The following is a 26,587-nucleotide window of genomic DNA, read 5'->3' as shown; positions in this document are numbered from 1 at the left end:
CGGCGCCTGCTGCGCCGGTCTTGCTCGATTGCAACGACGGTCGTGCGCGGCGGGGTTCGACATCGCCCGCCGCCTGAAACTCGAAGACCTCAGGACGCCGGTGCGCCATCGCCGACCGCGACGCTGTCGCCGTCCTTGAGCGTGGCCGGCGGATCGAGCACCACCTGCTCGCCGGCGCGCAGGCCATCGAGGATCTGGCGCTCGCTGGCCAGCGTCTGGCCGGGCTTGAGCGTGCGGCGCTGGACCTTGTCGCCCTCGACGACGAAGGCCACCGGTACGCCATCGCGCTCCACCACCGCCGCGGCCGGCACGCGCACGCCCTGCGGCGCCGGTGCGTCGGCCTTGGGCGCGGCCTCCAGGAAGCTCACGTTGACGCCCATCTCCGGCACGATGCGCGGGTCCTTGACCTTCAGCGCGATGCGCACCTTGACCGTGGCCTTGCCGCGGTCGGCGGTGGGGATCACGGCGATCACCTCGGCCGGGATCTTCCAGTCCGGATAGGCGTTGAGCGTGGCCACCACCGGCATCTTGGGCTGCACGCGGCCGATGTAGGCCTCGCCCACGTCCACCTCGACCTCCAGCGAATCCATGTCCACGATGGTGCCGATGCCGGTGCGGGTGAAGCCGCCGCCGGCCGACAGCGGCGAGACGATCTCGCCGGGCTGGGCCGCCTTGGCGGTGATCACCCCGGCGAAGGGCGCGCGCACCACGGTGTAGTCCTTGCCGATGCTGGAGATCTTCAGCTGGTCGCGGGCGACCTGCACGTTGCGGCGCGCGGTCTCCAACTGGGCGCGCAGCGCATCGCGCTCGGCGACCTGCTGGTCGTACTGCGAGCGCGAGACCAGCTGCTGGTTCACCAGCGCATCCAGGCGCCGGGCCTCGGCCTCCGAACGGGTCAGCTGCGCCTGCACGTTCTGCACCTGGCTCTGCGAGGAGGAGAGCTGGGACTGCGCCAGGCGCTGTTCGGCATCGGCGTTGATCGGGTCCAGGCGCGCCAGGATCTGGCCGGCCTCCACGCGCTGGCCTTCCTCGATCATCACCTCCTCGACCCGCCCGGTGATCTGCGCCGAGACGGTGGCCGTGCGCCGCGCGACCACATAGCCGGTGGCGTCCAGCACCGAGGCCGGCGCGTCGGCGCCGCCGGTCATCGCCGCGACCGTGGCCGTGCGCACCTGCACCGGCTTGGCCCGGCCGAGCGCGAACCACGCGGCCGCCGCCAGCACCAGCAACACCAGCACGACAACCACCGCGATCCACACGCCCTTGCGCGAGGGCGCCGGCGGCGGTGTCTTGCTGCGATCGATGCGCAGCTCCTTGAGCAGTTCGGCTGAGGCGTTCATGGATCCATCGATGACGTCGTTGAGGCGCAAGTGTGACCAGACCGGGTGATTCGTACCAAGTTGCCGGAAGTCACAACCTGCCTGCGGTCGGGGCGCAGCATGCGCGGCGCGCGGGCCCTGCGGCCAGTGACAGCTGTCATCCGCAATGGCTGATCGACGCCACTGCCGGACCCGCGCATGACGGCGCAGGCTAACCGCACCTTCCGGTAATGGCTGATACGTCCCATGCCCCTCATTCCTCTCGATCCGGCGTCACCGGCACCCGCGGCCCTGCTCGGCGCGCATGCCCGCTATGGCGCGCTGGTCGCGCTCGACGGCGTCGATCTGGCGCTGCGGCCCGGCCAGGTGCTGGCGCTGCTCGGCCCCAACGGCGCCGGCAAGAGCACCAGCGTGGCCCTGCTGCTGGGCCTGCAGCGGCCCGACGCCGGGCAGGCGCTGCTGTTCGGACACGATCCCGATGCACTGAGCGCGCGGCGCCGGGTCGGCGTGATGCTGCAGAGCGCCGCCTTGCCCGACACGCTCACCGTCGGCGAGCTGATCGCGCAGACGCGCGGCTACTACGCCTGCCCGCTGAGCGTGGCCGACTGCGTGGCCATCGCCGGCCTGGACGGCCTGCTGCCGCGCCGCTACGGCCGGCTGTCGGGCGGGCAGCAGCGGCGCGTGCAGTTCGCCCTGGCCATCTGCGGCCGGCCCGAGGTGCTGTTCCTGGACGAGCCCACCACCGGCCTGGACGTCCAGGCGCGGCGCCAGCTGTGGGCGGCGATCCGCGCCCGCGCCGCGGCCGGCTGCGCCGTGCTGCTGACCACCCACTACCTGGAGGAGGCCGAGGCGCTGGCCGACGAGGTCGCGGTGCTGCAGGCCGGGCACATCGTCGCGCGCGGCAGCGTGGCCGAGCTGCGCGGCCGCGTGCTGCAGCGCTGCATCCGCGCCCGCACCCGCGTGCCGGCGGCGGAGATCGCCCGCTGGCCCGGCGTGCACGCGGTGCGCCACGACGGGCAGGTCCTGGAGATCCAGGCCGAACCGGCCGAGCCCATCGTCGCGCGCCTGCTCGCCGCCGATCCGCAGCTGGACGAACTGGAAGTGCGCCGCGCCGGCCTGGCCGACGCCTTCCTCGCCATCACCCAAGGCCGGGAGGCCGCATGAACGCCATCACCGCCACCGCGCCGTCCACGCTGCGGCTGTATGCCAACGAGGCGCGCTTCGAGGCGCTGCGGCTGCTGCGCACGCGCTCCTTCGTGCTGCCCACGCTGCTGTTTCCGCTGATGTTCTATCTGCTGTTCGGCGTGCTGCTCAACCATGGCAACGCCGAGGCCAAGCGCTATCTGATGGCCAGCTACAGCGTGTTCGGGGTGATGGGGCCGGGCCTGTTCGGCTTCGGCGTCAGCCTGGCGCTGGATCGCGAACGCGGCCTGCTCACCCTCAAGCGCGCACTGCCGGTGCCGCCGGGCGCGCCGCTGGCCGCGCGCATGCTCATGGCCATGGTCTTCGCGCTGTGCGTCGGCGTGCTGCTGCTGATCGCCGGCACCGTACTGGGCGGCGTGCAGCTGACGCCCACGCAGGTGGCCGCCCTGCTGACGGTGGACGTGCTGGGCGTGCTGCCGTTCTGCGCGCTGGGGCTGCTGGTCGGCGCCCTGGTCGGCGGCAGCGGCGCCCCGGCGGTGGTCAACATGATCTACCTGCCGATGTCGCTGCTGTCCGGCCTGTGGCTGCCGCTGTCGATGCTGCCGGGCTTCTTTACCAGGCTCGCGCCGCTTTGGCCGGCCTGGCACCTGGGCCAGCTGGCGTTGAAGGGCGTGGAAATGGACGATGGCGGTGCGGTGCTGGTGCATGCAGGCGTGCTGGCCGCGTTCGCGGCGGTTTGCTTCGCGCTCGCCCGGCGCCGGCTGCGCCGCGCATGAAGTCCCGGCGCCTGTGGTGGCAAGATCGTGGCTTCGCTCAGGACCTGATCCTATGACCTTTCCCGTTCCTGCATGGCTGCGGCCCGCGCCGGGCTCGCATGCCGCCGAACAGATCGCACAGGGCAAGTCGCCGTGGACCGAGGCGATCCACCTGATCTGGTCGGCCTGGGTGTTCGTGGTGCCGGTATTCGAGCGCAACGGCTTCACCACGACCTGGTGGCTGTGCACGCTGGTGTCCTATCCGCTGTTCCTGCTGCTCTATACGCTGACGATGGTGGCGCCGCGCCGGGGCGCGAACATCGCCGCGCTGGGCATGGTGGCGATGGCCGCTGCGCTATGCCCCGTGTATCCCTCGGCCATCAGCTATTTCATCTTCGGCCTGCTGACGCTGCGGGTCGAGGGGCGGCATGCGTTCGTGCGTTACCTGGGGATCATGCTGGTGCTCAATGCGGCCTTCCTGGCGTTCGCATTGGCGGTCGGCTATCCCTGGCAGATGCTGGTGTGGCTGCCGATCTCCACCATCGGCACCGGGCTGGTCATCGCCGTGCAGCAGATCAACCGGCACAAGGACTCGGCCCTGCGCCTGAGCCACGACGAGGTCCGCCGCCTGGCCGCCGTGGCCGAGCGCGAACGCATCGGCCGCGACCTGCACGACCTGCTCGGCCACACCTTGTCGCTGGTGGCGCTGAAGTCCGACCTGGCCGCGCGCCTGGTCGAGCGCGACCCGCGTGCCGCGCGCGTGGAGATGGACGAAGTCAGCCGCGTCGCGCGCGAGGCGCTGGCCCAGGTGCGGCGCGCGGTCAGCGGCATCCGCTCGGCGCAGCTGGCCGCCGAGCTGGCCTCGGCCAAGCTGCTGCTGGAAACCGATGGCATCGCCATGGACTACCGGGTCGACGGCACGCCGCTGCCGCCGGCGGTGGAGACCGCCTTCGCCATGGTGCTGCGCGAGGCGGTGACCAATGTGCAGCGGCATGCGCGGGCGCGCACGGTGCACATCGCCGTGGCCGCGCAGGACCAGGCGCTGACCCTGCGCATCCACGACGACGGTCGCGGCAGCGCGCTGGTGCCGGGCAACGGCCTGGATGGCATGCGCGCACGCGTGCAGGCCCTCGGCGGCACGCTGCAGGTGGACAGCGTGCGCGGCCACGGCACCACCGTGCTGGCGCACGTGCCCTGCGCCTCCCCAGTCCTCGCCGAAGACTCCACCGTGGGCGCAACGGTCTCTTCAAATCAGATCGCAGCCCCCTCGTAGAGCGGAGCTTGCTCCGCTGCTTTTGGCCGGATTGATCGGGAAAGCCCCAGCGAAGCAGGCTCCGTTCCAGCTCGCGGCCTTCAGCGGAGCTTGTGGCAATCCCCTCTCGGGGACTCCGCTGCGTTTTGGCCAGATCGATCGGGAAAGCCTCAGCGGAGCAAGCTCCGCTCTACAGGGGGGCGCCGCAGCGGCGGCGATGAAGCTTCCCCATATAGAATCCCGCCATGCCCACCCAGCGCCCTCTGCCGTGATCCGCGTCCTGCTGGCCGAAGACCAGGCCATGGTGCGCGGCGCGCTGGCCGCCCTGCTGCGGCTGGAGGACGACATCGACGTGCTCGAAGCGGCGGCCGACGGCGAAGCCGCCTGGCGCGCCCTGCAGCGGCTCACGCCCGACGTGCTGGTCACCGACATCGAGATGCCCGGCCTGTCCGGCCTGGAGTTGGCCCAGCGCGTGCAGCGCCACGGCCTGGCCACACGCGTGGTGATCGTCACCACCTTCGCCCGGCCCGGCTTCCTGCGCCGCGCGCTGGACGCCGGCGTGGCCGGCTACCTGCTCAAGGACGCGCCGCCCGAACACCTGGCCGAGGCCCTGCGCAGCGTGCATCGCGGCGGCCGCGCCATCGCCCCGGAGCTGGCGCTGGAAGCCTGGTCCGAGCGCGATCCGCTCAACGAGCGCGAACGCCAGGTGCTGCGCCTGGCCGGCGACGGCGCCAGCGCCACCGACATCGCCAGGCAGCTGCGCCTCTCGCATGGCACGGTGCGCAACTACCTGTCCGAGGCGATCAGCAAGCTCGGGGTGGGCAACCGCATCGAAGCCTTCCGCGTGGCCAGGCAGAAGGGCTGGCTCTGATCGACCAGGCGCGACGGGCCGGGCGCCTGCGCCCGAATCGAAAACTGCGACGCGCGTAAGCCTTTTGCGCGCAATCGCATCGCGCCTGCCCGCTACCATGGCGCGTCGTCCCGCCCACGCCGCGCATGCTGTCCAAGAACCGCCTCGTCAACCAGATCGGCCCGCTGCTGGCGGCCATGATCTTCGTCCTGATCGGCTGGGGCATCCTGCGTGGCGCCGACCGCTTCGCCACCGATGCGCGCTGGGTCTCGCACACCCACGAGGTGATGGCGCGCATCGATGAGATCGAGGCGAGACTGCGCGAGGCCGAATCGGCCGAACGCGGCTATCTGCTGACCGGCCAGGTCGGTTACCTGGCCGACTACCAGACCGGCAAGGCGCAGATTCCGCAGCTGTTCGCCGCGCTCGGCGCCCTGGTGCGCGACAACGGCCCGCAGGAGCAGCGCGTCACCCAGCTGCGCACGCTGATCGACCAGCGCCTGCGTCAGACCGACGCGGTGGTGCAGATCTATCAGCAGCAGGGCCTGGCCGCCGCGCAGGCGACCATCGACACGCAGGCGCGTCTGACCTCCGATGCCATCCGCCGCCAGGCGCGGACGATGGGCGACGCCGAGCGCGCGCTGCTGGTCGAACGCGCCGCCTCCAGCGACGAGAGCGCCACGCTGCTGCGCATCCTGGCGATCGCCGGCATCCCGATCGGCATCCTGGTCATCGCCATGGTCTATGCGCTGATGGTGCGCGAGATCCGCGGCCGCCGCCGCGCCGAGCGCCGGATCCAGCAAAGCAACGCGCGCCTGGAGGCCACCGTGGCCGAGCTGGAGCACACCAGCGGCGACCTGCGCGTGCTCAGCCACTTCGCCAGCATGCTGCAGAGCTGCGTGCGCGTGGAGGAGGCGCTGGCCTTGACCTGCGAGGTCATGACGCAGCTGATGCCGGGCACCGGCGGCTGCATCTATCGCATCCGCGCCTCGCAGGACTACGCCGAGGCGATGGGCGGCTGGGGCACGCCGAGCGCCGCCAGCGCGGCGATGCTGACGCCCGACGATTGCTGGGCGCTGCGCCGCGGCCAACCGCAGCTGGTGCAGGGTCCGGGCACACTGCGCTGCCACCATATCGAGGGCGACGCCGGCGCCACCGCCTGCATCCCGCTCATGGCGCAGGGCCAGCAGCTGGGGTTCCTCTATGTTTCCGCGGACGCCGCCGCTTTCCTGGCGCGCGTGCAGCTGATCGAGACCGCGGCCGAGCAGCTGGCCATGGCGCTGTCCAACCTGGAGCTGCAGGAACGCCTGCGCATCCAGTCCATCCGCGAGCCGCTGACCGGCCTGTTCAACCGGCGCTATCTGGAAGAATCGCTGGCGCGCGAACTGGCGCGTTGCGCGCGCCGTGGCCTGCCGCTGGCGCTGATGATGCTGGACCTGGACCACTTCAAGCGCTTCAACGACATCCACGGCCACCCGGGCGGCGACGCGCTGCTGGCCGGCTTTGGCCAGCTGCTGCAGCAACTGTCGCGGCAGGAGGACATCGCCTGCCGCTATGGCGGCGAGGAGTTCACCCTGATCCTGCCCGAGTCCACGCCGCAGGCCGCGGCCGAGCGCGCCGAGCAGATCCGCGCCGCGGTCGAGGCCATGCGCGTGCCGCATCTGGGCAAGGACCTGCCGCCGGTGACGGTGTCGATCGGCCTGGCCTGCTTCCCGCACGACGGCCAGGAGCCCGAGGCCCTGCTGCGCAGCGCCGACCAGGCCCTGTACCGCGCCAAGGCGCAGGGCCGCAACCGCGTCGAAAGCAGCCACGACCCGCGCGCCGTCCGCTCGGCCTGATCTCAGCCCCGGACGTCATCCCACTTCGGCAAAAGCCCCCTCGGTGTGAGCTTGCCGGTGGGAGCTTGCTCTGTGGGAGCCGCCATGGCGGCGATGAGGCTCTCCCGGTAAAGCCCCTCGCCGCCATGGCGGCTCCCACCTGTAGAGCGGAGCTTGCTCCGCTGGGGCTTTCATCTACGAACCGAACGAAGAGCAGCGGAGCAAGCTCCGCTCTACACCCAGGCTGCTGCGAGAGCTGTGGAGATATCTGCTCCCACCCAAGCAGCGTATCAAGGCGGCTTGCGCCATCGCCCGAGCTGATGCGGAGGGCCTGGTCCAGGCGATCAGCAAGCTCAACGAAGGCAGCCATCTCCAGGCCTCGCGCATAGCCCGGCAGGAGCTGGCTGCAGCGCCGATTCGGCCGTGCGCACCGTGGCGCGGTGCGCACGGCCGCCCGGATCAGAACGCCCAGGTCAGGCTGAGCGTGCCGCTGCGCGGCGCACCCCAGCCGCCATAGGCGGACGCGATCTGGGTGACGTAACGCTTGTCCAGCACGTTGTCCAGGTTCAACTGCACGGCCACCGCCTGGGTGATCCGATAGCGGCCGAACAGGCTCAGCAGCGCGTAGGCGCCCTGATCGATGCGCGCCGAGCGGGCCACCGGCGCGGTGATGTAGACCACCCGATCGTTGTAGATGCGGTTCTGCCAGTTCACCCCGCCGCCCACGGTCAGGCCGTCCAGCGGACCGCCCTGGGCGGCATAGCGGGTGAACAGCTTGAGCGTAGTCGTGGGCAGGTAGGGCACCGGCGTGCTGTCGTCGTGGGCATTGCGCATCAGGTTGCGCGAGACGCCGAAGGTCGCGTTCCAGCCCGCCGCCAGACGGCCGTTGACCTCCAACTCGTAGCCGCGGCTGACCACGTCCGCCGGCAGCGAGATCGCATTGCCCGCGGTGTTGTACAGGCCGGTGGAGACCGGGAAGTTGTCCTGCGCGGTGCGGTAGACCGCCAGCGAGGCGGTGAGCGCGTCCTCGAACCAGCCCGCCTTGACGCCCAGTTCGTAGCTCTTGCCCAGCTTCGGCGCCAGGAAGCGGTTCTGCGCATCGCGCGCGGTCTGCGGATTGAAGATGCCGGTATAGCTGGCATAGGCCGACCAGGTCGGGTCGATGTCCCACACCAGGCCCGCATAGGGGATGGTCTTGTTGCGCGTGTCGTTGTACTCGCCGGCGCTGCTCCAGTGGGTGTAGCGCGCGCCGGTGATCAGCGACAGCGGGTCGGCCAGCGACCAGCGGACCGCGGCATAGCCGGACTTCTGGGTGATCGTGCCGCGACCGGAGACCTGCAGGGCCTTCCAGTTCGGCTCGGGCGCCTGGCTGCCGTCCCAGTCGTGGTAGTCGGGCAGCAGGATGCGGGCATTGAAGTCGTAGGTGCCGGTGTTGAGATAGCGGCGGCGGTTCCAGCTGGTGCCGAACATCAGCTGATGTTCGCGGCCGAACAGCGAGAATGGGCCGTCCGCGGCGGCATCCAGGCCTTCGACCTTGCGGTGGATGATGTACCAGCCCCCGTAGGGGATCACGCCGCCGCCGCTGCTGCGGTCCAGTCCGTAGATCGTGTAATAGGGGTAGAACAGCTTGCTGTCCCCGTCGCTGCGGTCGTGGGTGGCGTTGAGCCTGAGCGACCAGCCGTTGTCGAAGCCCTGCCGCAGGCTGGCGAAGGCGCGCTTGCTGGTCGTGTTCCAGTAGGCCCAGTCGGCGCCGGCGTTGAACGTGCGCGGCCAGCGGGTCCGGGTGCCGTCGGCATACAGCACCGGGAAGCCGCCCCAGGTCACATCGTCGGCGTTCTTCCGCTGCCAGTCGTAGCCCACGCTGAGTCGCGTGGAGGCGCCCAGGTCGGCGTCGATCACCGCATAGCCCAGGGTCTTTTCCTGCGTGTAGCGCGCGAGGTTGAAGTCGCGGTCGGTGTAGTTGCCCACCGCCCGCGCCCGCACGGTGCCGCTGGCGTTGAGGGGCGTGGTCACGTCCACCGTGGCCCGGGTGCTGCCGAAACTGTCGCCGCCCACCGTCACGCTGCCGGTCAGCGTGTTGCTGTCGGCATGCTTGCGGATCAGGTTGACCGAGGCCGAGGGATTGCCCGTGCCGGTGAGCAGGCCGGCGGCGCCGCGCACGATCTCCACGCGCTGGTACAGCGCGGTGTCCATCGAGGCATCGCTGTAGTTCCAGCCCTGCTCCATCGTGGTGGGGATGCCGTCGAACTGGAAGTTGTCGATGTCGAAGCCGCGCGCGTAGAACTGGTTGCGCTCGCTGTCGACCTGCCTGTTGGTTACGCCGGCGACATTGCCCAGCACCTCGCCGATGGTCTGCAGGTTCTGGTCTTCGATGCGCTGCTGGGTCACCACGCTGACCGACTGCGGGATCTGGCGCAGGCCCAGGTCCAGGCCGGTGCCGGCGGCGGTGGTCTTCACCGTGTAGTCCGGGGCGCGCTCGCCCTTGACCTGGAGCTTGTCCAGCGTGGTGACCCGCGCGTCGTCGTCGGCGGGCCGGGCCGCCAGCGGCGCCGGGAGCGCGGACAGGCAGGCAAGGGCGAGCAGGGTGGGTGGCAGCGCGCGGCGCGTGCCGGTGGGGGGAATCGCAGTCATGGCAGTCTCTCCGTGGAACAGATGGCCGACGCCGGGCAACGCCGTGCGTCGGGCGATGGGCGGAAGAGCTGGCTGGACTTGACGATCGCCGGGATCGGCCCACAGGGGCCGCGGCGTGATGTGCGAAGGCGGAGCTGGCGAGGTCGCGACCCCCGGCACGGAACGCACCGGCGGCCTGCGTCTGGCCGGGCGGCTTAGCGCCGCCGGCAGCGCGCGCAAGTGTAGCGACAGCGGCGGCGGGCTTGTAGAGGCCTGGCGCGGCGATCCTTTTACCGCCGTCGCCGGCGTGTGGGCCTCAGCCCACGCACATGCGCTGGAATCGCGCCGCGCCTTCCGCCCGGCCTGATCCCCGCCTCAGGCGTGAGCCTGCCTGGGTAGAAGCCTGCTTGCTAGGAGCTTGCCCGGTGGTAGTTCGCTCGGTGGGAGCCGCCATGGCGGCGATGAGGCTTACCCAGTAAAGCCCCTCGCCGCCATGGCGGCTCCCCCCTGTAGAGCGGAGCTCGCTCCGCTGCGTTTCGTTCGGTTCGTGGCGAAGGCCCCAGCGGAGCAAGCTCCGCTCTACAGGCAGGTTGCTGCGAGATTTGAGGAGACAGTTGCTCCCACAGAAGACCACAGCGCCTAGGCGGCGCTGTTGCCGCTCACGCCGCGTAGCGGCTGCGCAGCATCTCGAAGGCCGCGCGCAGCGCCATCGCCTCGCCGCCGGCGGGGCGGCCGGGGCGATCGTTGTCGTTCCAGGCGTACACGTCCAGATGCGCCCACGGCGTGCCGGCCGGGACGAAGCGCTCCAGATACAGCGCCGCGGTCACCGCGCCGGCCATGCGCGAGCCGGCGTTGGCCAGGTCGGCCACGTGGCTGGTCAGATAGCGCAGGTACGGCCGCCACAGCGGCAGGCGCCACAGCGGGTCGCGCGTGCGCTCGCCGGCGGCCAGCCAGGCGTTGGCCAGCGCGTCGTCGTTGGAGAACAGCACCGGCAGCTCGGGCCCCAGCGCGATGCGCGCCGCGCCGGTGAGCGTGGCGAAGTCCAGCAGCACCTCGGGCTTGTCCTCGCCGGCATGGGCCAGCGCATCGCCCAGGATCACGCGCCCTTCGGCGTCGGTGTTGTCGATCTCCACGCTCACCCCGGTGCGCGTGGCGATGATCTCGCCGGGGCGGAACGCATCGGGACCGATCGCGTTCTCCACCGCCGGCACCAGCAGGGTCAGGCGCACCGGCAGGCGCTGGCGCATGACCAGTTCGGCCAGCGCGATCGCGTGCGCCGCGCCGCCCATGTCCTTCTTCATGTTGCGCATGCCGTGGGCCGGCTTGAGGTCCAGCCCGCCGGTGTCGAAGCACACGCCCTTGCCGACCAGCGACACCTTCGGCGCATCCTCGGCGCCCCAGCGCAGCGCGATCAGGCGCGGGGCGCGGTGCGAGGCGCGGCCCACCGCGTGGATCGCGGGGAAGTTCTGCGCCAGCAACGCATCGCCGGTGATCGCCTCCACCTGCGCGCCATGCTCGGCGCCGATCTGGCGCACGACCGCTTCCAGCTCGTCCGGGCCCATGTCCTGGGTCGGCGTGTTGACCAGGTCGCGCACGCGCAGGCAGGCCGCCAGCAGGGCGTCGGTGCGCGCATCGACCGCTTCGCGCAGCAGCCGGGCCGGCGCGCGCGTGGCGGTCTTGTAGCGGTCGAAGCGATAAGCGCCCAGGCCCCAGCCCAGTTCCAGCGCCGCGCGCGCGTCGGCCGAGAGCGCGCTCACCACCTCCCAGGCGCTGCCGGCCGGCAGGCCCATCGGCGCGTGGCCGTAGGACAGCGGATCGCCCGCGTCGGCGATGCCCAGCACCGCACCGGCCACACCGGCCTCGCCCGGCAGCAGCGCCAGCGTGCCCGGCGCGGCGCTGAAGCCCTGCGCCTGCAGCCACGCGGCCACCGCCGGCGGCTGCTGCGCGCACCAGCCGCCGAACTGCTCGCGCTGCAGCACATGCAGCGGGCGCACCTGGTCGGTGCGGGCGTCGAGAAAGGCGGGAGCACTCATGCGGCGGCGGAGTCCTTGTCGTCCAGATGCGCGTCGAGCCAGTCGGCCAGCGCGGTGAGCGTGGAAAATTCGAGATCGGGCCGCGGCTCGTGCAGCGGCCAAGGCGCGCCCTCGCGGTTGAGCCAGGCCGCGCGCAGGCCCGCGCGCATGGCGCCGGCCGCATCCATCACCGCGTGGTCGCCCACGTGCAGCACCTGTTCGGGCGGCAGCGCCAGGCGCACGCAGGCGGCGTGGAAGATGCTCGCCTCCGGCTTGGCCGCGCCGTGTTCGCGCGCGCCCAGCTGGAACACGAAGTGCTGATCCAGCCCGCAGCGCGCCAGGTCGGCATTGCCGTTGGTCAGCGCCGCCACCGGCACGCGCGCGGCGATCCGCGTCAGCGCGTCGACGGCGTCGGGATAGCACTCGACCCGGTTGCGCTCGGCATAGAAGATCTCGAACGCGGGATCGAGCAGCGCCAGGTCGGCCCCGCTGTGGCGCAGCGCGTGTTCCAGCGTCAGCTTGCGCAGCGCCGAGAGGTCGTGGATCAGGTGCGGGTTGTCGGCGGTGACCTGGGTGCGCAGCTCGCGCATGACCTCGATCGGGAACTGGCGTGCGGTGGCGGGGCTGTGGGTTTCCAGCCAGGCGTGCAGCTTGCGTTCGATGCGCTCACCGATCGGGGCGAACGGCCACAGGGTGTCGTCCAGGTCGAGGGTGATGGCGCGGATGTCGAAGGTCATGGGGGCATTTTAGCCTGTGGGCTGTGGCGCCTGCCTTGAGGGGCGCAGCCCGCCGTTGCCGTTGCAGGGCTGTTGCTGTTGCTGTTGCCTTGGCCATGCTGTTGCCTTTGCTTTACCTGTCTGAGCCGTAAAGCGAGCCGAGCATCGCAGGAAGACGGGGCCGAAGAGGGGCCCTGTTTGAGCGAAGCGAGTTTGGGCCCCGTGCCCCGTCTTCCGAGAAGCGCAGGGGACCGCCGCGCAGCGGCGGCTCGCGTCCCGGCGAGAAGCGGTTTTGGCTACTTTTGACAAGACAAAAGTAGCTCGCGCGGCGAAGCCGTGCGAAAGCTTTGCTTTAGCTTTGCTCTAAGAAGCGCCTGCATGGCGCTCAAGTTTTGCTTGCAAATTTAATGCAAGCCTGGCTATGAACTTACACCAGCACTCTTAGGACGAAAGCAACGCGCCTGCGGCGCGCCAAGTGCAAAGCTTTCGCGCCTGCGGCGCGACTTCCTTTTGTCTTGTCAAAAGGAAGCAAAACCGCTTCTCGCCGGGACGCACGCCGATGCTTCGCATCGGTCCCCTGCGCTCCTCGCGAAGCAGGGCACGGCGCCCAAACTCGCTTCGCTCAAACAGGGCGCCTCTTCGGCCCTGCTTCGCTGCGGTGCTCGGCGTGCTTTACGGCTCAGACAGGGGAAGCAACGGCCAAAGCACAGCAACCGCCAAGGCACAGCAACCGCCAAGGCACAGCAACAGCAACGACAGACGCAACAGCAACGGCTACTCCATCAGCCGCGCCCACCCCTCCATCCCCTGCACCCGCGCCAACACCAGCTTGATGCACACCAGCATCGGCACCGCCAACAGCAGCCCCACGATCCCCCACAGCGAACCGAACACCATCAGCGACAGGATCAGGATCAGCGGCGACAGACGCATCTGCCGGCCCAGCACGATCGGCGTGACCACCTGGCCCTCCAGCGTGTGCAGGCCCAGGTAGATCGCCGCCGGCAGCAGCGAGGGCCAGGCATCGTCGAAGGTGGTCAGGCCCACCACCAGCATCATCACGATGCCGATCAGCGGCCCCACATAGGGGGCGAAGTTGAGGATCGCCACCATCGTGCCCCACAGCAGCGCATCGGCCAGCGGGAACTTCAGCAGCATCAGCGCGCCGGCGAACAGCAGGCCCACCACACAGTTGATCAGGCTGATGGTCAGCACATAGCGCGAGACCGCGCGCTCGATGGACTGCAGGATGCCCACGGTCAGCTTTTGCTGCTGGCGCCGCGGCATCAGCGCCACGGCATGGCGCTGCAGCGGCTGGCCATAGACCATGAAGAAGAACGTCAGCAGCACCACCGCCAGCACCGAGGCGATCATGCGCGGGGTGGCGGTCAGGGTGCGGTACGGATCGTCGGCGGTGCGCATCACCTGCGGGCGCCGGCCGGTGTCGCCGGCGGCGGCGCGGGCGAAGTTCTCGGCCGCCTGGTTGGCGTCGTAGACCGGCTTGGTCAGCTCATGCAGCTTGGGTGCGAGCTGGCGCAGCTCGCGCGGCGCCGCCTTGGCCCAGGCCGCGGCCGGCGGCACCATCTGGTAGGCCAGCGCCCCGGCCGCGGCCAGGCCCAGCAACAGCACCAGCAGCGCACCGAGGAAGCGCGGCACGTACAGCCGCTGCAGGCCGCGCAGCAGCGGGTTGCCGACCAGCGCCAGGAACACCGCCAGCAGCACCGGCAGGATCACCGCCTGCGCCAGCCACAGCGTATAGCCACAGGCCAGGAAGGCCAGGATCACCAGCGACAGCGGCCCGCGCGGGCGCGGTGGCGCCGGTTTGACGGGCAGGGGCGTGGGCGCCGGCGAGAGATCGGCTTCGGAGGTGGACATGCGGCAGCTGGCGTTAGCGTTCGGAAACGTCGGTGGCCGCTTCGGCCGGGCGCGGCGCCTGCGCCGCCCAGGCCTCGGTCTCACCGCGCGCCTCGGCGGCGCGGCCATAGGATGACACGCCGCGCGCCGCGGTCGGCGCCGGCCCGCCGTCGGCGGTGGCCAGCCCGGCCGCCCGCGCCGTGGTGTTGCCCTGCGCCAGCCGCGCCGCGTCGTCCGCGCCGGTGGTCGCGGCCGCCGCACCCGCCGCGGCGGCGGCCTGATGGGTGGCCCCGGCCGCAGACTGCGCGCTGCCGGCCGCATCGTGCGCCGTGTCCGCCGCCTGATCGGCCTGCCAGGCGGCCATGGCCGCCTGCAGCGAGGTGAACATGCCGGAGATCGCGCTCACCGAGCGCAGCCACTTGGTCGCCCCGACCGCGCGCATCGGCCGGGTCTGGCCGATCACGAAGCCCAGCCCCAGGCCGGCCAGCACGATGCGCCACGGCGTCCACCCGCGCCTCCAATGCCCGACCAGGGCATCGGCATCGGCCAGGGTCTGGGCACGGCGATGCTCGACCAGCGCTTCGGCGCGGTCCACGCGATGGCGCAGGTGAGCGAACTTCATGGCGTGCCTCCTTGCTGGGCGCGCAGCTGCTCGGCGGCCGAGCGCGCCTCGGGCCCGGCGTCTTCCTCGTCGTCGTCGCCCAGGCCCATGGCCTTGAGCTGGCGCCGGGTGGCGTCCATCCGGCTGAAGCCGAAATAGCGCAGCGTCTGCCACACGCCCAGCGCGGTGATCGCCAGGCTCAGGCCCGCGGCCACCGACAGCGCGCCGAGCCAGGACAGCCCCAGCCGCTGCAGCAAGGCGATCAGCGCGCCCATCAGCAATAGCCAGCTGGACACGCCGAACGCGGCGGCCACCGACATCCACACCATCGCCCGCGCCAGCGAGGCGCGGGCCAGGGCGAAGTCGGCCACGACCAGCCGGCGCAGCGATTTGGCGGTGGCTACCGCCGAGGACAGGCTGTCCTTGCCGGCCTTGCCGACGCGCCGCAGGCTCTCGTCCAGCGAGGGCGTTGCGTCGTCGCCGGGGGCGGCGTCGTGGTCGGGTGCGCTCACGCCGGCTCCGGTGTCGCGGTCGTGCGGGCGATCAATCGCTGCTGCGTCCCAGCTTGGCGATGACCCAGCCGGCGGCCAGGGCGATGCCGAAGGAGGCCAGCGGACGCTCGCGGATCAGTTCGGCGGCGCTGTCGATCAGGTCGCGGCCCTTGTCCACCAGGGCGTCGACCTGCTCGCGGGCAGCTTCGCCGCCGAATTCGGCCGCGCTCAGGCCGGCCAGCGCGCCGTCGGACAGCTCGGCCTTGGCCGTGGCCTTGCCCAGGCGCAGCTCGTCGCCGGCGACCGAGGCGGCGCCCTTGACCGCATCGCTGGCGGCCGAGGCGGCGGACTTCAGGTGTTCCCCGGCCTCACCGAGGGAGGACTTCATCTTGTTGGCAGCGTCGGACATGGCATGGCTCCTTGAACGGGTGGGACAGCAGGTGGTCGAGCCTACCCCAGGGCCGCATGAATGCCCCGTCAGCGTGCCGCATACGGCCCGTGACGGGACGGCCGGCATTCAGCGCATCAGCAGCGTGCCGTCCTCGCCGTCGCGCAGCACGCGCAGCACCAGCTGCTGCGGCGGCTTGGCGAAACTGCTGCGGAAGCTGGGCAGGTCGGCGAAGCGGCCGTTGCTGCCCTCGATGATCACATCGCCGCTGCGCAGCCCGTTGGTCCAGGCGCGGCTGCGCGGCTGCACCTGGCCGACCTGCACGCCGCCGCCCACGCCATTGGCGCGCAGGGTCTGGCGCAGGGCCTCGTCGACCTCGTTGAAGGTCGCCCCGGACAGGCGCGGGTCCAGCTGCGCGCCGGGCAGGTCGCGCTGCTGTTCCTTCAGGCCCACGCGCAGGCTCAGCGGCTTGCCGTCGCGGCGGATGTCCAGGGTGACCTGGCTGCCCACGCCCTGCAGGCCTTCGAAGTTGTGCAGCGCCGCGCTGTTGTCGATGCGCTGGTTGTTGGCCTGCAGCACCACGTCACCGGGCTTGAGCCCTGCGGCGGCCGCGCCCGAGCCGGGATACACGCCGGTCACCAGCGCACCGCGCGGCGTATCCAGGCCCAGCGCCGTGGCCAGGCGCTGATCCACATCCTGCGTGGTCACGCCCAGGGTGCCGCGCTTGACCACGCCCTTGTTGGTGTAGAGCTGCTCGGCGATGTTGCGCGCCAGGTCGATCGGGATGGCGAACCCTAGGCCGATGTTGCCGGCCATCGAGCCGGAAGGATTGAAGCTGGCGGTGTTGATGCCCACCAGCTGGCCCTGCAGGTTGACCAGCGCGCCGCCGGAGTTGCCCGGGTTGATCGAGGCATCGGTCTGGATGAAGTTCTGGTAGCCGGCCACCGGGATGCCGCTGCGGCCCACCGCCGAGACGATGCCCGAGGTCACCGTCTGGCCCAGGCCGTAGGGATTGCCGACCGCGACGACGAAGTCGCCGACCTGCAGCTTGTCACTGTCGCCCAGCGGGATCTGGGTCAGGTCCTTGGGCGGGATGCGGATCAGGGCCACGTCGGTGTCCGGGTCCGAGCCGAGGAACTCGGCCTCCACCGTGCGCCCGTCGCTCAAGGTCACCGACACGCCGTCGGCGTTCTCCACCACGTGGTGGTTGGTGAGCACCAGGCCGCGCTGGGCGTCGATGATCACGCCCGAGCCGAGCGCGCGCTGCACGCGCTCCTGCGGCATGTTGGGGATGCCGAACAGCCGGCGGAACACCGGATCGTTGGCGAACGGCCCCAGCGGGCTGGCCACGCGCACGGTCTGGCGGCTGTAGACGCTCACCACCGCCGGGGTGACGCGCTTGAGCATCGGCGCCAGCGAGGGCACCGCCTGGCCTTCCACCGCGGCCGGCAGCGCCGCGCCCGCGGCGGCGGCCGGCACGATCGCCGAGGACGGCGGCCCGTCCTCGCGCGCCAGCGCGGGATGGTCGAGGGTCTGGTACAGGCCAAGGGCGACGAAGCCGCCGAAGGCAGCGGCGGCGGTCAGGGACAGCAGAGTCGGCAGTGGGCGCATACGGGTCGGGTGGCGATCGGCATGGAAGGAGGCGCCCGGGGGCGTGCGGCATCGCGGCAACGCGCCTGTCCTCACCGCCCCCGGCAACCTGAACGAGTGTGATCAGCGACGCCTAAACCGGCAATGAAATCGGCCCGCGCAGGCGCGGCGCGGGTTCCATGGAAGGTGCACCCGAGCGTTCCACGCAAACTGCGTGACGCGTGGTTGACAGCCCTCGGGGGCGGGACTACTTTCCATGGCTTGCGGCCCCAAGATGTAGCGAGGTGGCCGCGCAATGGCCCCAAGCCATAGGGTTTGGCTTGGGTTTCCCGGCGCCAGTGGGGAAGCGGCGCATGCATCAGGTGTGCAGGCGGTCCAGGCCGGACCGTCACCACAATCTGTTCGACGCTTCAGTGCCTTGCCCGGGCATGCGTGCGCACACGCCGCAGCTGACCGAAATTTCATCCATCTCGCGCGCGCGCCTAAGCTGGCGTGCGCGCCTTTCATCCATGACGGAGAGCTCCAATCCATGAGCACGGTGCGCCTTGAGGCGGTCAAGAAAGCAGAAGCGGCCCGCGTCATCCCGATGCAGCCCGCGTCCCAGGACATCTGGGACAAGAAGTACCGCCTGAAGAGCAAGTCCGGCGTGGCCATCGATGCCGACATCGACGGCACCTACCAGCGCGTGGCCCGCGCCCTGGCCGATGCCGAGCCGACCGCCGAGAAGCGCGCCTACTGGTACGAGCGCTTCGTCTGGGCGCTGCGCCGCGGCGCCATCCCGGCCGGGCGCATCACCTCCAACGCCGGCGCGCTGGAACACAAGCCGGCCACCAGCACGATCAACTGCACCGTCTCGGGCACCATCACCGACTCGATGGACGGCATCCTGGAGAAGGTCCACGAGGCCGGCCTGACCCTCAAGGCCGGCTGCGGCATCGGCTACGAGTTCTCCACGCTGCGGCCCAAGGGCGCCTTCGTCGCCGGCGCCGGCGCCTACACCTCCGGCCCGATGTCCTTCATGGATATCTTCGACAAGATGTGCTTCACCGTGTCCAGCGCCGGCGGGCGCCGCGGCGCGCAGATGGGCACCTTCGACGTGTCGCATCCGGACGTGAAGGACTTCATCCGCGCCAAGCGCGAGGACGGCCGCCTGCGCCAGTTCAACCTGTCCCTGCTGATCACCGACGGCTTCATGCAGGCGGTGGAGGACGATGCCGACTGGCCGCTGGTGTTCCCGGTCAACCAGAAGGAACAGGGCGACATCGACCTGACCGATGCGGCCAAGGTGGTCTGGCGCGAGTGGCCCAACGCCGACCAGTACGTGCGGCGCGACGACGGCCTGGTGGCCTGCAAGGTGTACGGGCACATCCGCGCCCGCCACCTGTGGGACATGATCATGGTGTCCACCTACGACTACGCCGAGCCGGGCTTCATCCTGATCGACCGCGTCAACGAGATGAACAACAACTGGTGGTGCGAGAACATCCGCGCGACCAACCCCTGCGGCGAGCAGCCGCTGCCGCCTTACGGCGCCTGCCTGCTGGGCTCGATCAACCTGACCACCTTCGTGCGCGACCCCTTCACCGAGCAGGCGCGCTTCGACTGGGAGGAATACAAGGAAGTCGTGCGCGTGTTCACCCGCATGCTCGACAACGTGGTCGAGGTCAACGGCCTGCCGCTGGAGCAGCAGCGCAACGAGATCCTGCGCAAGCGCCGCCACGGCATGGGCTTCCTCGGCCTGGGTTCCACCCTGACCATGCTGCGCATGAAGTACGGCAGCGCGGACTCGTGCGAGTTCACCGAGCAGATCGCCCGCGACATGGCCGTGGCCGGCTGGGAAACCGGCTTAGGCCTGGCCAAGGAGAAGGGCGCCGCCCCGATCATGGAGGAGCGCTTCGAGGTGACCCCGGCGATGCTGCGCCAGCGCCCGGAGATGGAACGCGACGGCTGGCGCGTCGGCCAGCAGATCGAGGGCAAGGTGCTGCACGCCAAGTACAGCCGCTACATGCAGCGCGTGGCCTCGGTCGCGCCCGAGCTGGTGGACGAGCTGGCCGAGGTCGGCGCGCGTTTCACCCACCACAGCTCCATCGCGCCCACCGGCACCATCTCGCTGAGCCTGGCCAACAACGCCTCCAACGGCATCGAGCCCTCCTTCGCCCACCACTACAGCCGCAACGTGATCCGCGAGGGCAAGAAGTCCAAGGAGAAGGTGGACGTGTTCTCCTACGAGCTGCTGGCCTACCGCGAGCTGGTCAACCCCAAGGCCATGCCGTTCTCCGAGGACGCCCAGGCCAAGCTGCCGGACTACTTCATCGCCGCCGACGACATCAGCCCCAAGGAGCATGTCGACGTGCAGGCCGCCGCGCAGAAGTGGGTGGACAGCTCGATCTCCAAGACCGCCAACGTGCCCACGGACTATCCCTACGAGCAGTTCAAGGACATCTACCGCTACGCCCACCAGCAGGGCCTGAAGGGCTGCACCACCTTCCGCTTCAACCCGGCCGCCTTCCAGGGCGTGCTGGTCAAGGAGGCGGACCTGGAGAACACCACCTACCGCTTCGAGCTGGAGGACGGCTCCTTCGTCGAGGTCAAGGGCAACGAGCAGATCGAGTACGACGGCGAGATGCACACCGCCGCCAACCTGTTCGACGCGCTCAAGGAAGGGTATTACGGCAAGTTCTGAGCGCCGCGCGCGCCGGCCCACACCGGCATGCGCGATGCTGGAAGACCCCTGCGTCGCCGGCAGCACGGCGCAGGGGGGGGGGCACCCGTAACACGCGGCTGCAATGGCATCGTCTTGGCACCCCTACGAGCCCTGATGGAGGGCACATGAGCACAGGAACGGAAATCTCGGCCACGCTTTCCGAAGCCGCCGAAAGTGTGAAGGAAAAGACCAGCGAGCTCGCCACCGTCGTGGCCGAGGCCGCTTCGCATGCCGCCGACACCGTCGCCAAGCGCGCGGCCACGGCGAAGAAGTCCGCCAGCAAGACCCTGGAGAAGGCCAAGAAGGCCGTGACCAAGCGCACCAGCAAGGTCACCAAGGCGGTCAAGAAGACCGTGGCCAGCACCAAGCAGAAGCTGGTCGCCGCCAGCGCCTCGGCCAAGGCCGAGGCCGCCGCGCTGAAGGCCAAGGGCGTGGGCAAGAAGGTCGCCGCCAAGAAGGCCGCAAAGAAAGTGGCCAAGAAGACGACGGCCAAGCGACTCGCCGCCAAGTCAGCGGTAAAGAAGGCCGCCGCCAAGAAGGTTGCGGTCAAGAAGGCCGTCAAGAAAGCCGCAGTGAAGAAAGCGCCGGCCAAGAAAGCCGCCGCCAAGAAGGCGCCCGCAAAGAAAGCAGTGAAGAAAGCCGTCAAGAAAGTCGCCAAGAAAGCGAAGTAACCCGCAGCACCGCCCTGGCCGCGCACCGGCCAGGGCACACCGCCTGAGCGCGCCCACTGGCGCACGGCGGTGTCCTCCCACCTCAACGCAGTACCGCATCCAGGACCCAAGGCCATGGCCGTCAAGATCGACAAGAAAATCAAGGGCTACAGCGTGCTCACCCCGGAAGACAAGGCGCGCCAGGCCGCCGCGCCGGTGCCCGCCGAGTCCGTCAGCCGCGCCACCGCCGAGGCCGAGCTGCCCGTGGCCGAAGTCATCCAGATGCACGAGCGCATCGAGCGCCCCGACGTGCTGGTCGGCAGCACCTACAAGATCAAGTCGCCGATGGTCGAGCACGCCATGTACGTGACCATCAACGACATCGTGCTCAACGCCGGCACCGAGCACGAGCACCGCCGCCCGTTCGAGATCTTCATCAACTCCAAGTCGATGGAGCACTTCCAGTGGATCGTCGCGCTGACGCGCATCATGTCGGCCGTGTTCCGCAAGGGCGGCGACGTGACCTTCCTGGTGGACGAGATGAAGGCCGTGTTCGACCCGCGCGGCGGCTACTTCAAGGCCGGCGGCGTCTACATGCCCTCGCTGGTCGCCGAACTCGGCGCCATCGTCGAGGAGCACATGAAGTCCATCGGCCTGATCCACGACCCGGAAATGTCCGAGCACCAGAAGGCGATCCTGGCCGAAAAGCGCAAGCAGTACGAAGACCGCTCAAAAAAAAACACTGACGTAACCCCCAGCAGCGCCAAGCGCAGCGAGGCGGCCACCCCCTCCCTTTCGCGAAGCGAAGGGGAGGGCCGGGGAGGGGTCGCTCCTGCCTCTGCTCCTGCCTCCGCCGTCATCCCCAACAGCACCGCCGACCACGTCGAGGACATCGAAGTCACCGGCGACGGCGCCAGCTTCCCGCCCTCAGCCAGCATGTGCCACAAGTGCAACACCAAGGCCATGGTGATCATGGACGGGTGTCAGACGTGTTTGAATTGTGGGTATTCGAAGTGCGGGTGATTTAAGGGAAGCGGACTCAAAATCCCCCGCCCTTAAAAGCGTGTGGGTTCGAGTCCCGCCTTCGGCGCCACGGGGGAAAATCCATTATATTCAATTGGTTACATGGATTGCCTAATTTCCGCTACGCGACTTGTTAGGTGGCCGCGCAGAGGGCCTCGGTGTGATTACCGGGGCCTTTTTGCGTCACGGTGCGCAGGTTTTCACCTCGACCGATGGATGCTGGCCGAAAAGTGGGGCAAAAATTTCCGTGTGGGTATCTAAGGATGGGCCGTGTGACTCACCCCCCGTGGGTGGTCGGGCCGACCTATCCCAAAGAAGCGCTCGACGATGCGGATTTGAAGGATGTCTGGGCGAAGGCGCATGTGAACCTCAGCCGCGCAGATTGCAGCAGATGAGGCCGCATGGGATCAGAGGCTGGAGGAGATGATCGAGGCGGAGGGCCTGAATGGCGAGATAGTTTCGACTGAAGATCGTTACTTTGGTGGCCTGCCGGATCTTCCGCTGGATCGTGAGCCAACCAACAGCGAGGCCAGTGACTTCTATTGGGCCGTGGTAGCTCAGGTGGACTATCAGATTGTCGGAGAAGAGATCGAGGCGAAGAAGCGGCAGGACGCGGAGATCAAGTTGCGCACGCAAGCGAAGAGAGCAGCTGAGATGGCAAATCCCGAAGCCGCCGCTCCGGAGAAGAAAGAAGTCGCCGCGAAGAAGGCTGCGGACCGGCAGCGGAGATTCCGGGAGCGAAAGAAGACGCAGAAGAGCACAGGGAAGCCGGCACCGTAACGCTCCCACCCCTATGGATGAGAGCGAAGATCCACGACCTCAGGTTGACCACTGGGCGATCCCTGGCTCCAGTGGAGCGGATGACCATCAAGATCGTAACGCTTCCACCCCTTTAGGTAAGTAGAGCGAAGGCTCACGACCTCAGGTTGAATAACTGGGTGATCCTGCTCAGTCGAGCTTGTCAATCACCTTGAATACGATCTCTTGGTCGGCCCTTTCTTGCCATCCCTCTTGTTGGTCTTTGAATTGAATACCGACGATGTCTTTGGGGATGCCAACAATTGGTGTGTCATCAAGGTAGACGGGTATGACCTCTCCCTTCTGGATGCGGGGGACAAATACCTCCCGTTCAAAGGTAGGCCATATCTTCGCTTGGTGATGCTCGTCTAGAAGGCACAGGACATATCTAGATGCCTCTCCAAAAATCCGGGTGAACTGCTTGCTCCATGCGGTCCCCAGGTAGTTGGCCTCGAAGTTCTCGTCGTAGAACACCTGGTAATCCAAGGCGATGAACTGCTCTGCCAAGTGCTTCGCCAATGCCCTGTTCTCGCCGGCAAATGAGATCGCGATATCGAACTCGTGCTCCTCTTCGCGGCCTCGGAAGCCGCAGTCGGTTCGCAGGGCCTCCCAGTCGAGATGTCGAAGGAAGTAGAAGACAGCGGGATCTTCAACCGCAAACGTAGTGGTCTCCGGTGAGTAGAAAAAGTAACGAGCTGCCAACTCTTTCGACTCCAGTACGTTGGTGAGCCTCGCATCCTTGATGTTGTTGATGCTACCCCGCACCTCAACGTTCGCATTGGCAAGCATGGTCAGATCTACGACCGGATCGCCGGTCTCAGCCACCGCTTTCAGCACCTTGAAATAGGGGTCGTTACTGGGGCGAAATCGTCGACCGCGACAGAACTCTTTCACTGCCGGGTAATACGCCGCGCGTAGCTTCTCGACGACCACTCGCCTGATCGTCGGTATGTCAATCGCCACCTCGATTAGGTCGGCAGATTCTTCAAGCACGCCTGCAGCAGTGCATGCGGTCTGGCAGAGCTGCTGAGTCAGCCAATAGTCGCCCCTGGATTCCTCGAAGATCAGCTGGGGATTTCCAAACCTAACATTGAGCGCGCTTGCTCCGCGCTCTATCAGCTGATCGAACAATTCTTGGTTGGCCGGCGCGATCTTGTGGATACCCACCCGTTTAGCGATATCAGGCACAAACTGGATAAGTGTAGAGCCCACCTCATTGATGCCGATGAGGATCAGCTTGGGATACTGCTCTGCGTCCCACTCCTCCGCTGCGAGCTTGGCCAGATCGGCGAGTTTCGTTTGAAGCTCGGGGGATAGCCGGTGAAAGTCATCGATGATGAAGGAACCGAGTTCAGTTCCTTCGCTCAGTTTCGTGATTGTTTCGACGTGCCTTGGTTTACGTCCGGACAAGTACGTGGGCACCAGCGCTTCGTCGAGCGCTGATTGGATCTTCTTGACGGTAGTGGTCTTTCCCGTCCCAGACTGACCCTCGATTACTACCGGCTTCCCTGGGCGCCTGATGTCCACAAAAATGTCGTGGTAGTTCGGCGGCTTAACGAACGTTTCGTTAGGCACCCCTTCGGTGACGAACACATCTTCGACGAGCTTTCTCATGCTTCCTTGTCTCACAACCGCGCGATGAAGTCGCATCGTGGCCTGTCGCGCGCCTAGACTCAACCTGGGCCACCGCTCCGCAAGGGGCCGGAACCTATCGCAGCTCCTTGAGCTGCTTGCTATTCCATAGGCCGGGTGCTGTAAAGGTTATCCCCGTCAGGGAGGGCAAGCGGCACTTCGAACTGCACACGACTTACGCTGCTTGACTGGTCGTTGCTCTCATTGCGCTTACCCAGCGCGATGGATGCCACCACAACGCCGATCCCCTCACGGCTAGTGCTTCCTTCTGACGCGGTAATCGCCACGTCGAAGTTCACCGTTTGAACAACACCACGCGAGAGGTGGGTACCCATTCCGCCTGTGTCATAACGTTCGTAAGGGTTGACGCTCCCGCCAATCTCACGAACTTCCCCCTGTGCATCCTTCACACCCTGCGCGATCTGCACGAGCGTTGCCTTGACGAAGTTCTTGAGTTCCATGCCACCTCCTGATGTACAGCTGCGATTCTAATCAGCGCTGTGCCGCGAGGGCCGATCACACTCCCCGGCAGAAGTCGGCAAGCACCGCTCAGCGAGTCACTTGTTCTTCTTGGGCGGCGGGGGCGGCGGCTCGTAACCCCTGTTCGGTTTGTGATCGTTCCCGTAGTCCTTCTGCGGAGGGCGCGGCGGCTGGCTTGGCGGTTGAGTCGGCGGGCGGTGTTTGTCGGTCACGCGAATGCTCCCTGGAGCTGATGTTGATGGAAACGAACACAGTCATGCACAGAACGCCTGCGACGAAGAAGACCGCTCCGAGAGCGTTCAACCACCGCAGGATCGAAGTGAAAAATCCGCCAGGAGGTTCGCATCGAATAGTGTCGCTGTCGCACTGTTCGATAGCCTTCCGTAGCGCCTTCCTGCTGTAGTAGAAGGAGGCCAGCATCGATGCAAGACTCAGAGCCCACAGTCCCCAGCAAGCCACTAGCCAACCAGGGTGTTTGATCGGACCATCCCCGAGGATGTCTTTGACGAACGCGAAGGAGATGGCCAGCGCGCCGCCCGACAGTGTGATGACAGTTTTGTCGTAGTCCTCCTGCGCCTTTTGCTCAGCGGCCACAAGCCACTGCCTATACTGCTCATCTGCAGCACTAAGTGCCTGCGCTGGATCGCACTTCGGGTCAGCCTCAGCCATGTGTCGTTCACCCCCTGAACTGCCCTCAGCTTACCCGAACAGATCCACGCCTTGCTCGTAGCCCTCAGGGTGAGGAGCGGCCGGCGCCTTTCGTCCACAGTTGCCGATTCAGCTGCACAGATATGCGGCCTCCTCAACAGAATTCTGGGGTCAGAGTGGACTTTTCCGCCAGCGCCAGTCCTACTGGCAGACAAATTGCCGCGAAAGCGATTGCCCAGCCTGCAAATCGGCGTAGCTCTATCCCATAAAGCTGGTAAGCCATGCTGGTCACAGGCAGCCGGCGGATGCCGTGGTCAGAACAGACTTTTGATGGGCGCATAGCTTGCATTTCATTCAAAAAATGCCGTTGACGCTGGCCTATTGAAAGCGCAAGATCGAATCGCGGCGTTAAATCATGCCGCCGGGATTGGTCTCCCGTCATCGAGGCGCACCAGCGCCCATCGTCCGATGCTTGGCGTTTTTTATTGCCCTGCATAGTGCGAGGGGCTTGCTCGTCAGTTCATGGCGGGCGGTACGTGGGGGGCTTCGGCCCCGCCGGTCCTCGGTCCGGTAGACCAACCCGTACCGTCCGCCACCTCGATTGGTCTCGGTGTGGCGGATTCCCTTTCTACCGAGGAATCCACGATGTCTCGCAAAGCATCCACACCCACCAGCACCCCCTCCCCCCGTCGCCGCACCCGCAAACCAGCAGCGCCGTTCGACGTGCCCGCTCCCACCGCTCCGACGCCGGGGCTATCGCTCGGCAATCTGGCGTACACCACGCTGTTCACACCGGTGCCGATGGAAGACGAACTGCCGCGCAAGCGCGCGTCGCGTCCGCGCCAACCCACCCAGTGCACCATCGGCACCATCTGCCACGATGTGCTGGTGGACGGCCGCACGCGAAGCCAGTGCCTGCCCATGCTGCGCCTGCGCGGCCAGTGGCTGGCCGCGCTGGGATTCGTGCCGGGCAGCAAGCCGCGGATCGCCGTCGTCGATGGCACGCTGGTGATCACGCCCACGTTAGACGCCAAGCGCCGCTGAGCCGTCGCGCCGATTGGCCGCTTCCGTCAATCGGCACCGACCATAGGGGTCAGAGTGCAGCTTTGCACGCGGCCGACGGGATCTGGACCGGCCAGCCTTTCGTAGACATCCGGTTGCCATAATTGATGGCAATGACCGAGGTGTTTATGGGCAACAGCAAGCAGTACACGGATGAGTTCCAGGCCGAAGCGGTGAAGCAGGTGATCGAGC

General features: G+C 68.0%; 24 protein-coding genes. 10 read left to right on the top strand and 14 right to left on the bottom strand.

Annotated elements, in window-relative coordinates; genetic code table 11:
- Positions 1-89: 89 nt before the first annotated feature.
- Positions 90-1,340, bottom strand: a complete 1,251-nt coding sequence (locus tag EAT51_RS16625) for an efflux RND transporter periplasmic adaptor subunit (protein ID WP_130516651.1) — start codon at positions 1,338-1,340, stop codon at positions 90-92.
- Positions 1,341-1,565: 225 nt separating this feature from the next.
- On the opposite strand from EAT51_RS16625, the gene EAT51_RS16620 reads away from it, so the two are divergent.
- The 5 genes from EAT51_RS16620 to EAT51_RS16600 all read left to right on the top strand — a co-directional run bounded on the left by EAT51_RS16620 (position 1,566) and on the right by EAT51_RS16600 (position 7,157).
- A complete protein-coding gene (locus EAT51_RS16620) occupies positions 1,566-2,483 on the top strand; it encodes an ABC transporter ATP-binding protein (RefSeq protein WP_130516653.1) in 918 nt (305 codons plus the stop codon).
- The gene (locus tag EAT51_RS16615; protein WP_130561851.1) at positions 2,480-3,238 is read left to right on the top strand and encodes an ABC transporter permease; all 759 of its coding nucleotides are present in this window, start codon (positions 2,480-2,482) and stop codon (positions 3,236-3,238) included. Before EAT51_RS16620 ends, EAT51_RS16615 begins: the two co-directional genes overlap by 4 nt.
- A 52-nt stretch (positions 3,239-3,290) precedes the next feature.
- Positions 3,291-4,490, top strand: coding sequence for a sensor histidine kinase (locus EAT51_RS16610; RefSeq protein WP_130516657.1), 1,200 nt, complete (start codon positions 3,291-3,293; stop codon positions 4,488-4,490).
- A 247-nt stretch (positions 4,491-4,737) separates the two neighbouring features.
- On the top strand, positions 4,738-5,340 hold the full coding sequence (locus EAT51_RS16605) for a response regulator transcription factor (protein WP_130516658.1): 603 nt from the start codon (positions 4,738-4,740) through the stop codon (positions 5,338-5,340).
- Positions 5,341-5,465: 125 nt separating this feature from the next.
- The gene (locus tag EAT51_RS16600; protein ID WP_130561850.1) at positions 5,466-7,157 is read left to right on the top strand and encodes a sensor domain-containing diguanylate cyclase; all 1,692 of its coding nucleotides are present in this window, start codon (positions 5,466-5,468) and stop codon (positions 7,155-7,157) included.
- Between the two features lie 438 nt (positions 7,158-7,595).
- On the opposite strand, the gene fhuE is transcribed toward EAT51_RS16600, so the two are convergent.
- The 8 genes from fhuE to EAT51_RS16560 all read right to left on the bottom strand — a co-directional run bounded on the left by fhuE (position 7,596) and on the right by EAT51_RS16560 (position 17,419).
- Positions 7,596-9,767, bottom strand: a complete 2,172-nt coding sequence (fhuE, locus tag EAT51_RS16595; RefSeq protein WP_130516662.1) for a ferric-rhodotorulic acid/ferric-coprogen receptor FhuE — start codon at positions 9,765-9,767, stop codon at positions 7,596-7,598.
- Between the two features lie 638 nt (positions 9,768-10,405).
- Positions 10,406-11,779, bottom strand: a complete 1,374-nt coding sequence (locus EAT51_RS16590; RefSeq protein ID WP_130516664.1) for a leucyl aminopeptidase family protein — start codon at positions 11,777-11,779, stop codon at positions 10,406-10,408.
- Positions 11,776-12,495 carry an HAD family hydrolase gene (locus EAT51_RS16585; RefSeq protein WP_130516666.1) on the bottom strand — a complete coding sequence of 240 codons (720 nt, stop codon included), beginning with the start codon at positions 12,493-12,495 and terminating at the stop codon, positions 11,776-11,778. Before EAT51_RS16585 ends, EAT51_RS16590 begins: the two co-directional genes overlap by 4 nt.
- A gap of 753 nt (positions 12,496-13,248) precedes the next feature.
- Positions 13,249-14,349, bottom strand: coding sequence for an AI-2E family transporter (locus EAT51_RS16575; RefSeq protein ID WP_130516669.1), 1,101 nt, complete (start codon positions 14,347-14,349; stop codon positions 13,249-13,251).
- Positions 14,350-14,362: 13 nt separating this feature from the next.
- Positions 14,363-14,950 carry a hypothetical protein gene (locus EAT51_RS20350; protein ID WP_165422722.1) on the bottom strand — a complete coding sequence of 196 codons (588 nt, stop codon included), beginning with the start codon at positions 14,948-14,950 and terminating at the stop codon, positions 14,363-14,365.
- On the bottom strand, positions 14,947-15,441 hold the full coding sequence (locus tag EAT51_RS16570) for a phage holin family protein (RefSeq protein WP_130516671.1): 495 nt from the start codon (positions 15,439-15,441) through the stop codon (positions 14,947-14,949). The genes EAT51_RS20350 and EAT51_RS16570 overlap by 4 nt, the downstream gene beginning before the upstream one ends.
- Positions 15,442-15,472: 31 nt before the next feature.
- Positions 15,473-15,829: a hypothetical protein gene (locus EAT51_RS16565; RefSeq protein WP_130516673.1), complete on the bottom strand. Its 357-nt coding sequence runs from the start codon at positions 15,827-15,829 to the stop codon at positions 15,473-15,475.
- 108 nt (positions 15,830-15,937) lie between these two features.
- Positions 15,938-17,419: a Do family serine endopeptidase gene (locus EAT51_RS16560; RefSeq protein WP_130516675.1), complete on the bottom strand. Its 1,482-nt coding sequence runs from the start codon at positions 17,417-17,419 to the stop codon at positions 15,938-15,940.
- 508 nt (positions 17,420-17,927) lie between these two features.
- On the opposite strand from EAT51_RS16560, the gene EAT51_RS16555 reads away from it, so the two are divergent.
- The 4 genes from EAT51_RS16555 (at position 17,928) to EAT51_RS16535 (ending at position 22,555) form a co-directional block, all read left to right on the top strand.
- Complete coding sequence (locus EAT51_RS16555) at positions 17,928-20,081, top strand: adenosylcobalamin-dependent ribonucleoside-diphosphate reductase (protein WP_130516677.1); 2,154 nt, start codon at positions 17,928-17,930, stop codon at positions 20,079-20,081.
- Between the two features lie 146 nt (positions 20,082-20,227).
- A complete protein-coding gene (locus EAT51_RS20345; protein WP_165421955.1) occupies positions 20,228-20,773 on the top strand; it encodes a hypothetical protein in 546 nt (181 codons plus the stop codon).
- A gap of 114 nt (positions 20,774-20,887) precedes the next feature.
- Positions 20,888-21,775 (top strand): TSCPD domain-containing protein, encoded by an 888-nt coding sequence (locus EAT51_RS16545; RefSeq protein ID WP_130516679.1) that lies wholly within the window; start codon positions 20,888-20,890, stop codon positions 21,773-21,775.
- A 423-nt stretch (positions 21,776-22,198) separates the two neighbouring features.
- A complete protein-coding gene (locus EAT51_RS16535; protein ID WP_130516681.1) occupies positions 22,199-22,555 on the top strand; it encodes a hypothetical protein in 357 nt (118 codons plus the stop codon).
- A gap of 168 nt (positions 22,556-22,723) precedes the next feature.
- Here the strand turns inward: EAT51_RS16535 and EAT51_RS16530 are convergent, their stop codons facing one another.
- From EAT51_RS16530 to EAT51_RS16515, 4 genes are all read right to left on the bottom strand, one after another.
- A complete protein-coding gene (locus EAT51_RS16530; protein WP_130516683.1) occupies positions 22,724-24,187 on the bottom strand; it encodes a TIR domain-containing protein in 1,464 nt (487 codons plus the stop codon).
- A gap of 119 nt (positions 24,188-24,306) precedes the next feature.
- Positions 24,307-24,666, bottom strand: a complete 360-nt coding sequence (locus EAT51_RS16525) for a hypothetical protein (RefSeq protein WP_130516685.1) — start codon at positions 24,664-24,666, stop codon at positions 24,307-24,309.
- A gap of 88 nt (positions 24,667-24,754) precedes the next feature.
- Complete coding sequence (locus tag EAT51_RS16520) at positions 24,755-25,354, bottom strand: hypothetical protein (protein ID WP_130516687.1); 600 nt, start codon at positions 25,352-25,354, stop codon at positions 24,755-24,757.
- Positions 25,355-25,487: 133 nt separating this feature from the next.
- Positions 25,488-25,829 (bottom strand): hypothetical protein, encoded by a 342-nt coding sequence (locus EAT51_RS16515; protein WP_130516689.1) that lies wholly within the window; start codon positions 25,827-25,829, stop codon positions 25,488-25,490.
- A 227-nt stretch (positions 25,830-26,056) separates the two neighbouring features.
- Between EAT51_RS16515 and EAT51_RS16510 the strand changes: the two genes are divergently transcribed.
- Positions 26,057-26,377 (top strand): SymE family type I addiction module toxin, encoded by a 321-nt coding sequence (locus tag EAT51_RS16510; protein WP_228257974.1) that lies wholly within the window; start codon positions 26,057-26,059, stop codon positions 26,375-26,377.
- Positions 26,378-26,403: 26 nt separating this feature from the next.
- On the opposite strand, the gene EAT51_RS20460 is transcribed toward EAT51_RS16510, so the two are convergent.
- On the bottom strand, positions 26,404-26,587 hold a 184-nt coding region (locus EAT51_RS20460; RefSeq protein WP_205965178.1), incomplete at its 5' end, for a hypothetical protein.

It is taken from the genome of Pseudoxanthomonas winnipegensis, from assembly GCF_004283755.1.
Lineage (GTDB): Bacteria > Pseudomonadota > Gammaproteobacteria > Xanthomonadales > Xanthomonadaceae > Pseudoxanthomonas_A > Pseudoxanthomonas_A winnipegensis.
Note: the sequence above shows the minus strand (reverse complement) of the source record. Positions and strands in the feature narration are given on the sequence as shown.

Coding starts and splice junctions, on each gene's coding strand:
- EAT51_RS16585 (WP_130516666.1), bottom strand. CDS start 12,495: ATGACCTTCGACATCCGCGCCATCACCCTCGACCTGGACGACACCCTG.
- EAT51_RS16620 (WP_130516653.1), top strand. CDS start 1,566: ATGCCCCTCATTCCTCTCGATCCGGCGTCACCGGCACCCGCGGCCCTG.
- fhuE (WP_130516662.1), bottom strand. CDS start 9,767: ATGACTGCGATTCCCCCCACCGGCACGCGCCGCGCGCTGCCACCCACC.
- EAT51_RS20345 (WP_165421955.1), top strand. CDS start 20,228: ATGAGCACAGGAACGGAAATCTCGGCCACGCTTTCCGAAGCCGCCGAA.
- EAT51_RS16615 (WP_130561851.1), top strand. CDS start 2,480: ATGAACGCCATCACCGCCACCGCGCCGTCCACGCTGCGGCTGTATGCC.
- EAT51_RS16515 (WP_130516689.1), bottom strand. CDS start 25,829: ATGCAGGGCAATAAAAAACGCCAAGCATCGGACGATGGGCGCTGGTGC.
- EAT51_RS16590 (WP_130516664.1), bottom strand. CDS start 11,779: ATGAGTGCTCCCGCCTTTCTCGACGCCCGCACCGACCAGGTGCGCCCG.
- EAT51_RS16525 (WP_130516685.1), bottom strand. CDS start 24,666: ATGGAACTCAAGAACTTCGTCAAGGCAACGCTCGTGCAGATCGCGCAG.
- EAT51_RS16565 (WP_130516673.1), bottom strand. CDS start 15,829: ATGTCCGACGCTGCCAACAAGATGAAGTCCTCCCTCGGTGAGGCCGGG.
- EAT51_RS16545 (WP_130516679.1), top strand. CDS start 20,888: ATGGCCGTCAAGATCGACAAGAAAATCAAGGGCTACAGCGTGCTCACC.
- EAT51_RS16555 (WP_130516677.1), top strand. CDS start 17,928: ATGAGCACGGTGCGCCTTGAGGCGGTCAAGAAAGCAGAAGCGGCCCGC.
- EAT51_RS16560 (WP_130516675.1), bottom strand. CDS start 17,419: ATGCGCCCACTGCCGACTCTGCTGTCCCTGACCGCCGCCGCTGCCTTC.
- EAT51_RS16535 (WP_130516681.1), top strand. CDS start 22,199: ATGATCGAGGCGGAGGGCCTGAATGGCGAGATAGTTTCGACTGAAGAT.
- EAT51_RS16530 (WP_130516683.1), bottom strand. CDS start 24,187: ATGAGAAAGCTCGTCGAAGATGTGTTCGTCACCGAAGGGGTGCCTAAC.
- EAT51_RS20350 (WP_165422722.1), bottom strand. CDS start 14,950: ATGAAGTTCGCTCACCTGCGCCATCGCGTGGACCGCGCCGAAGCGCTG.
- EAT51_RS16610 (WP_130516657.1), top strand. CDS start 3,291: ATGACCTTTCCCGTTCCTGCATGGCTGCGGCCCGCGCCGGGCTCGCAT.
- EAT51_RS16600 (WP_130561850.1), top strand. CDS start 5,466: ATGCTGTCCAAGAACCGCCTCGTCAACCAGATCGGCCCGCTGCTGGCG.
- EAT51_RS16520 (WP_130516687.1), bottom strand. CDS start 25,354: ATGGCTGAGGCTGACCCGAAGTGCGATCCAGCGCAGGCACTTAGTGCT.
- EAT51_RS16575 (WP_130516669.1), bottom strand. CDS start 14,349: ATGTCCACCTCCGAAGCCGATCTCTCGCCGGCGCCCACGCCCCTGCCC.
- EAT51_RS16625 (WP_130516651.1), bottom strand. CDS start 1,340: ATGAACGCCTCAGCCGAACTGCTCAAGGAGCTGCGCATCGATCGCAGC.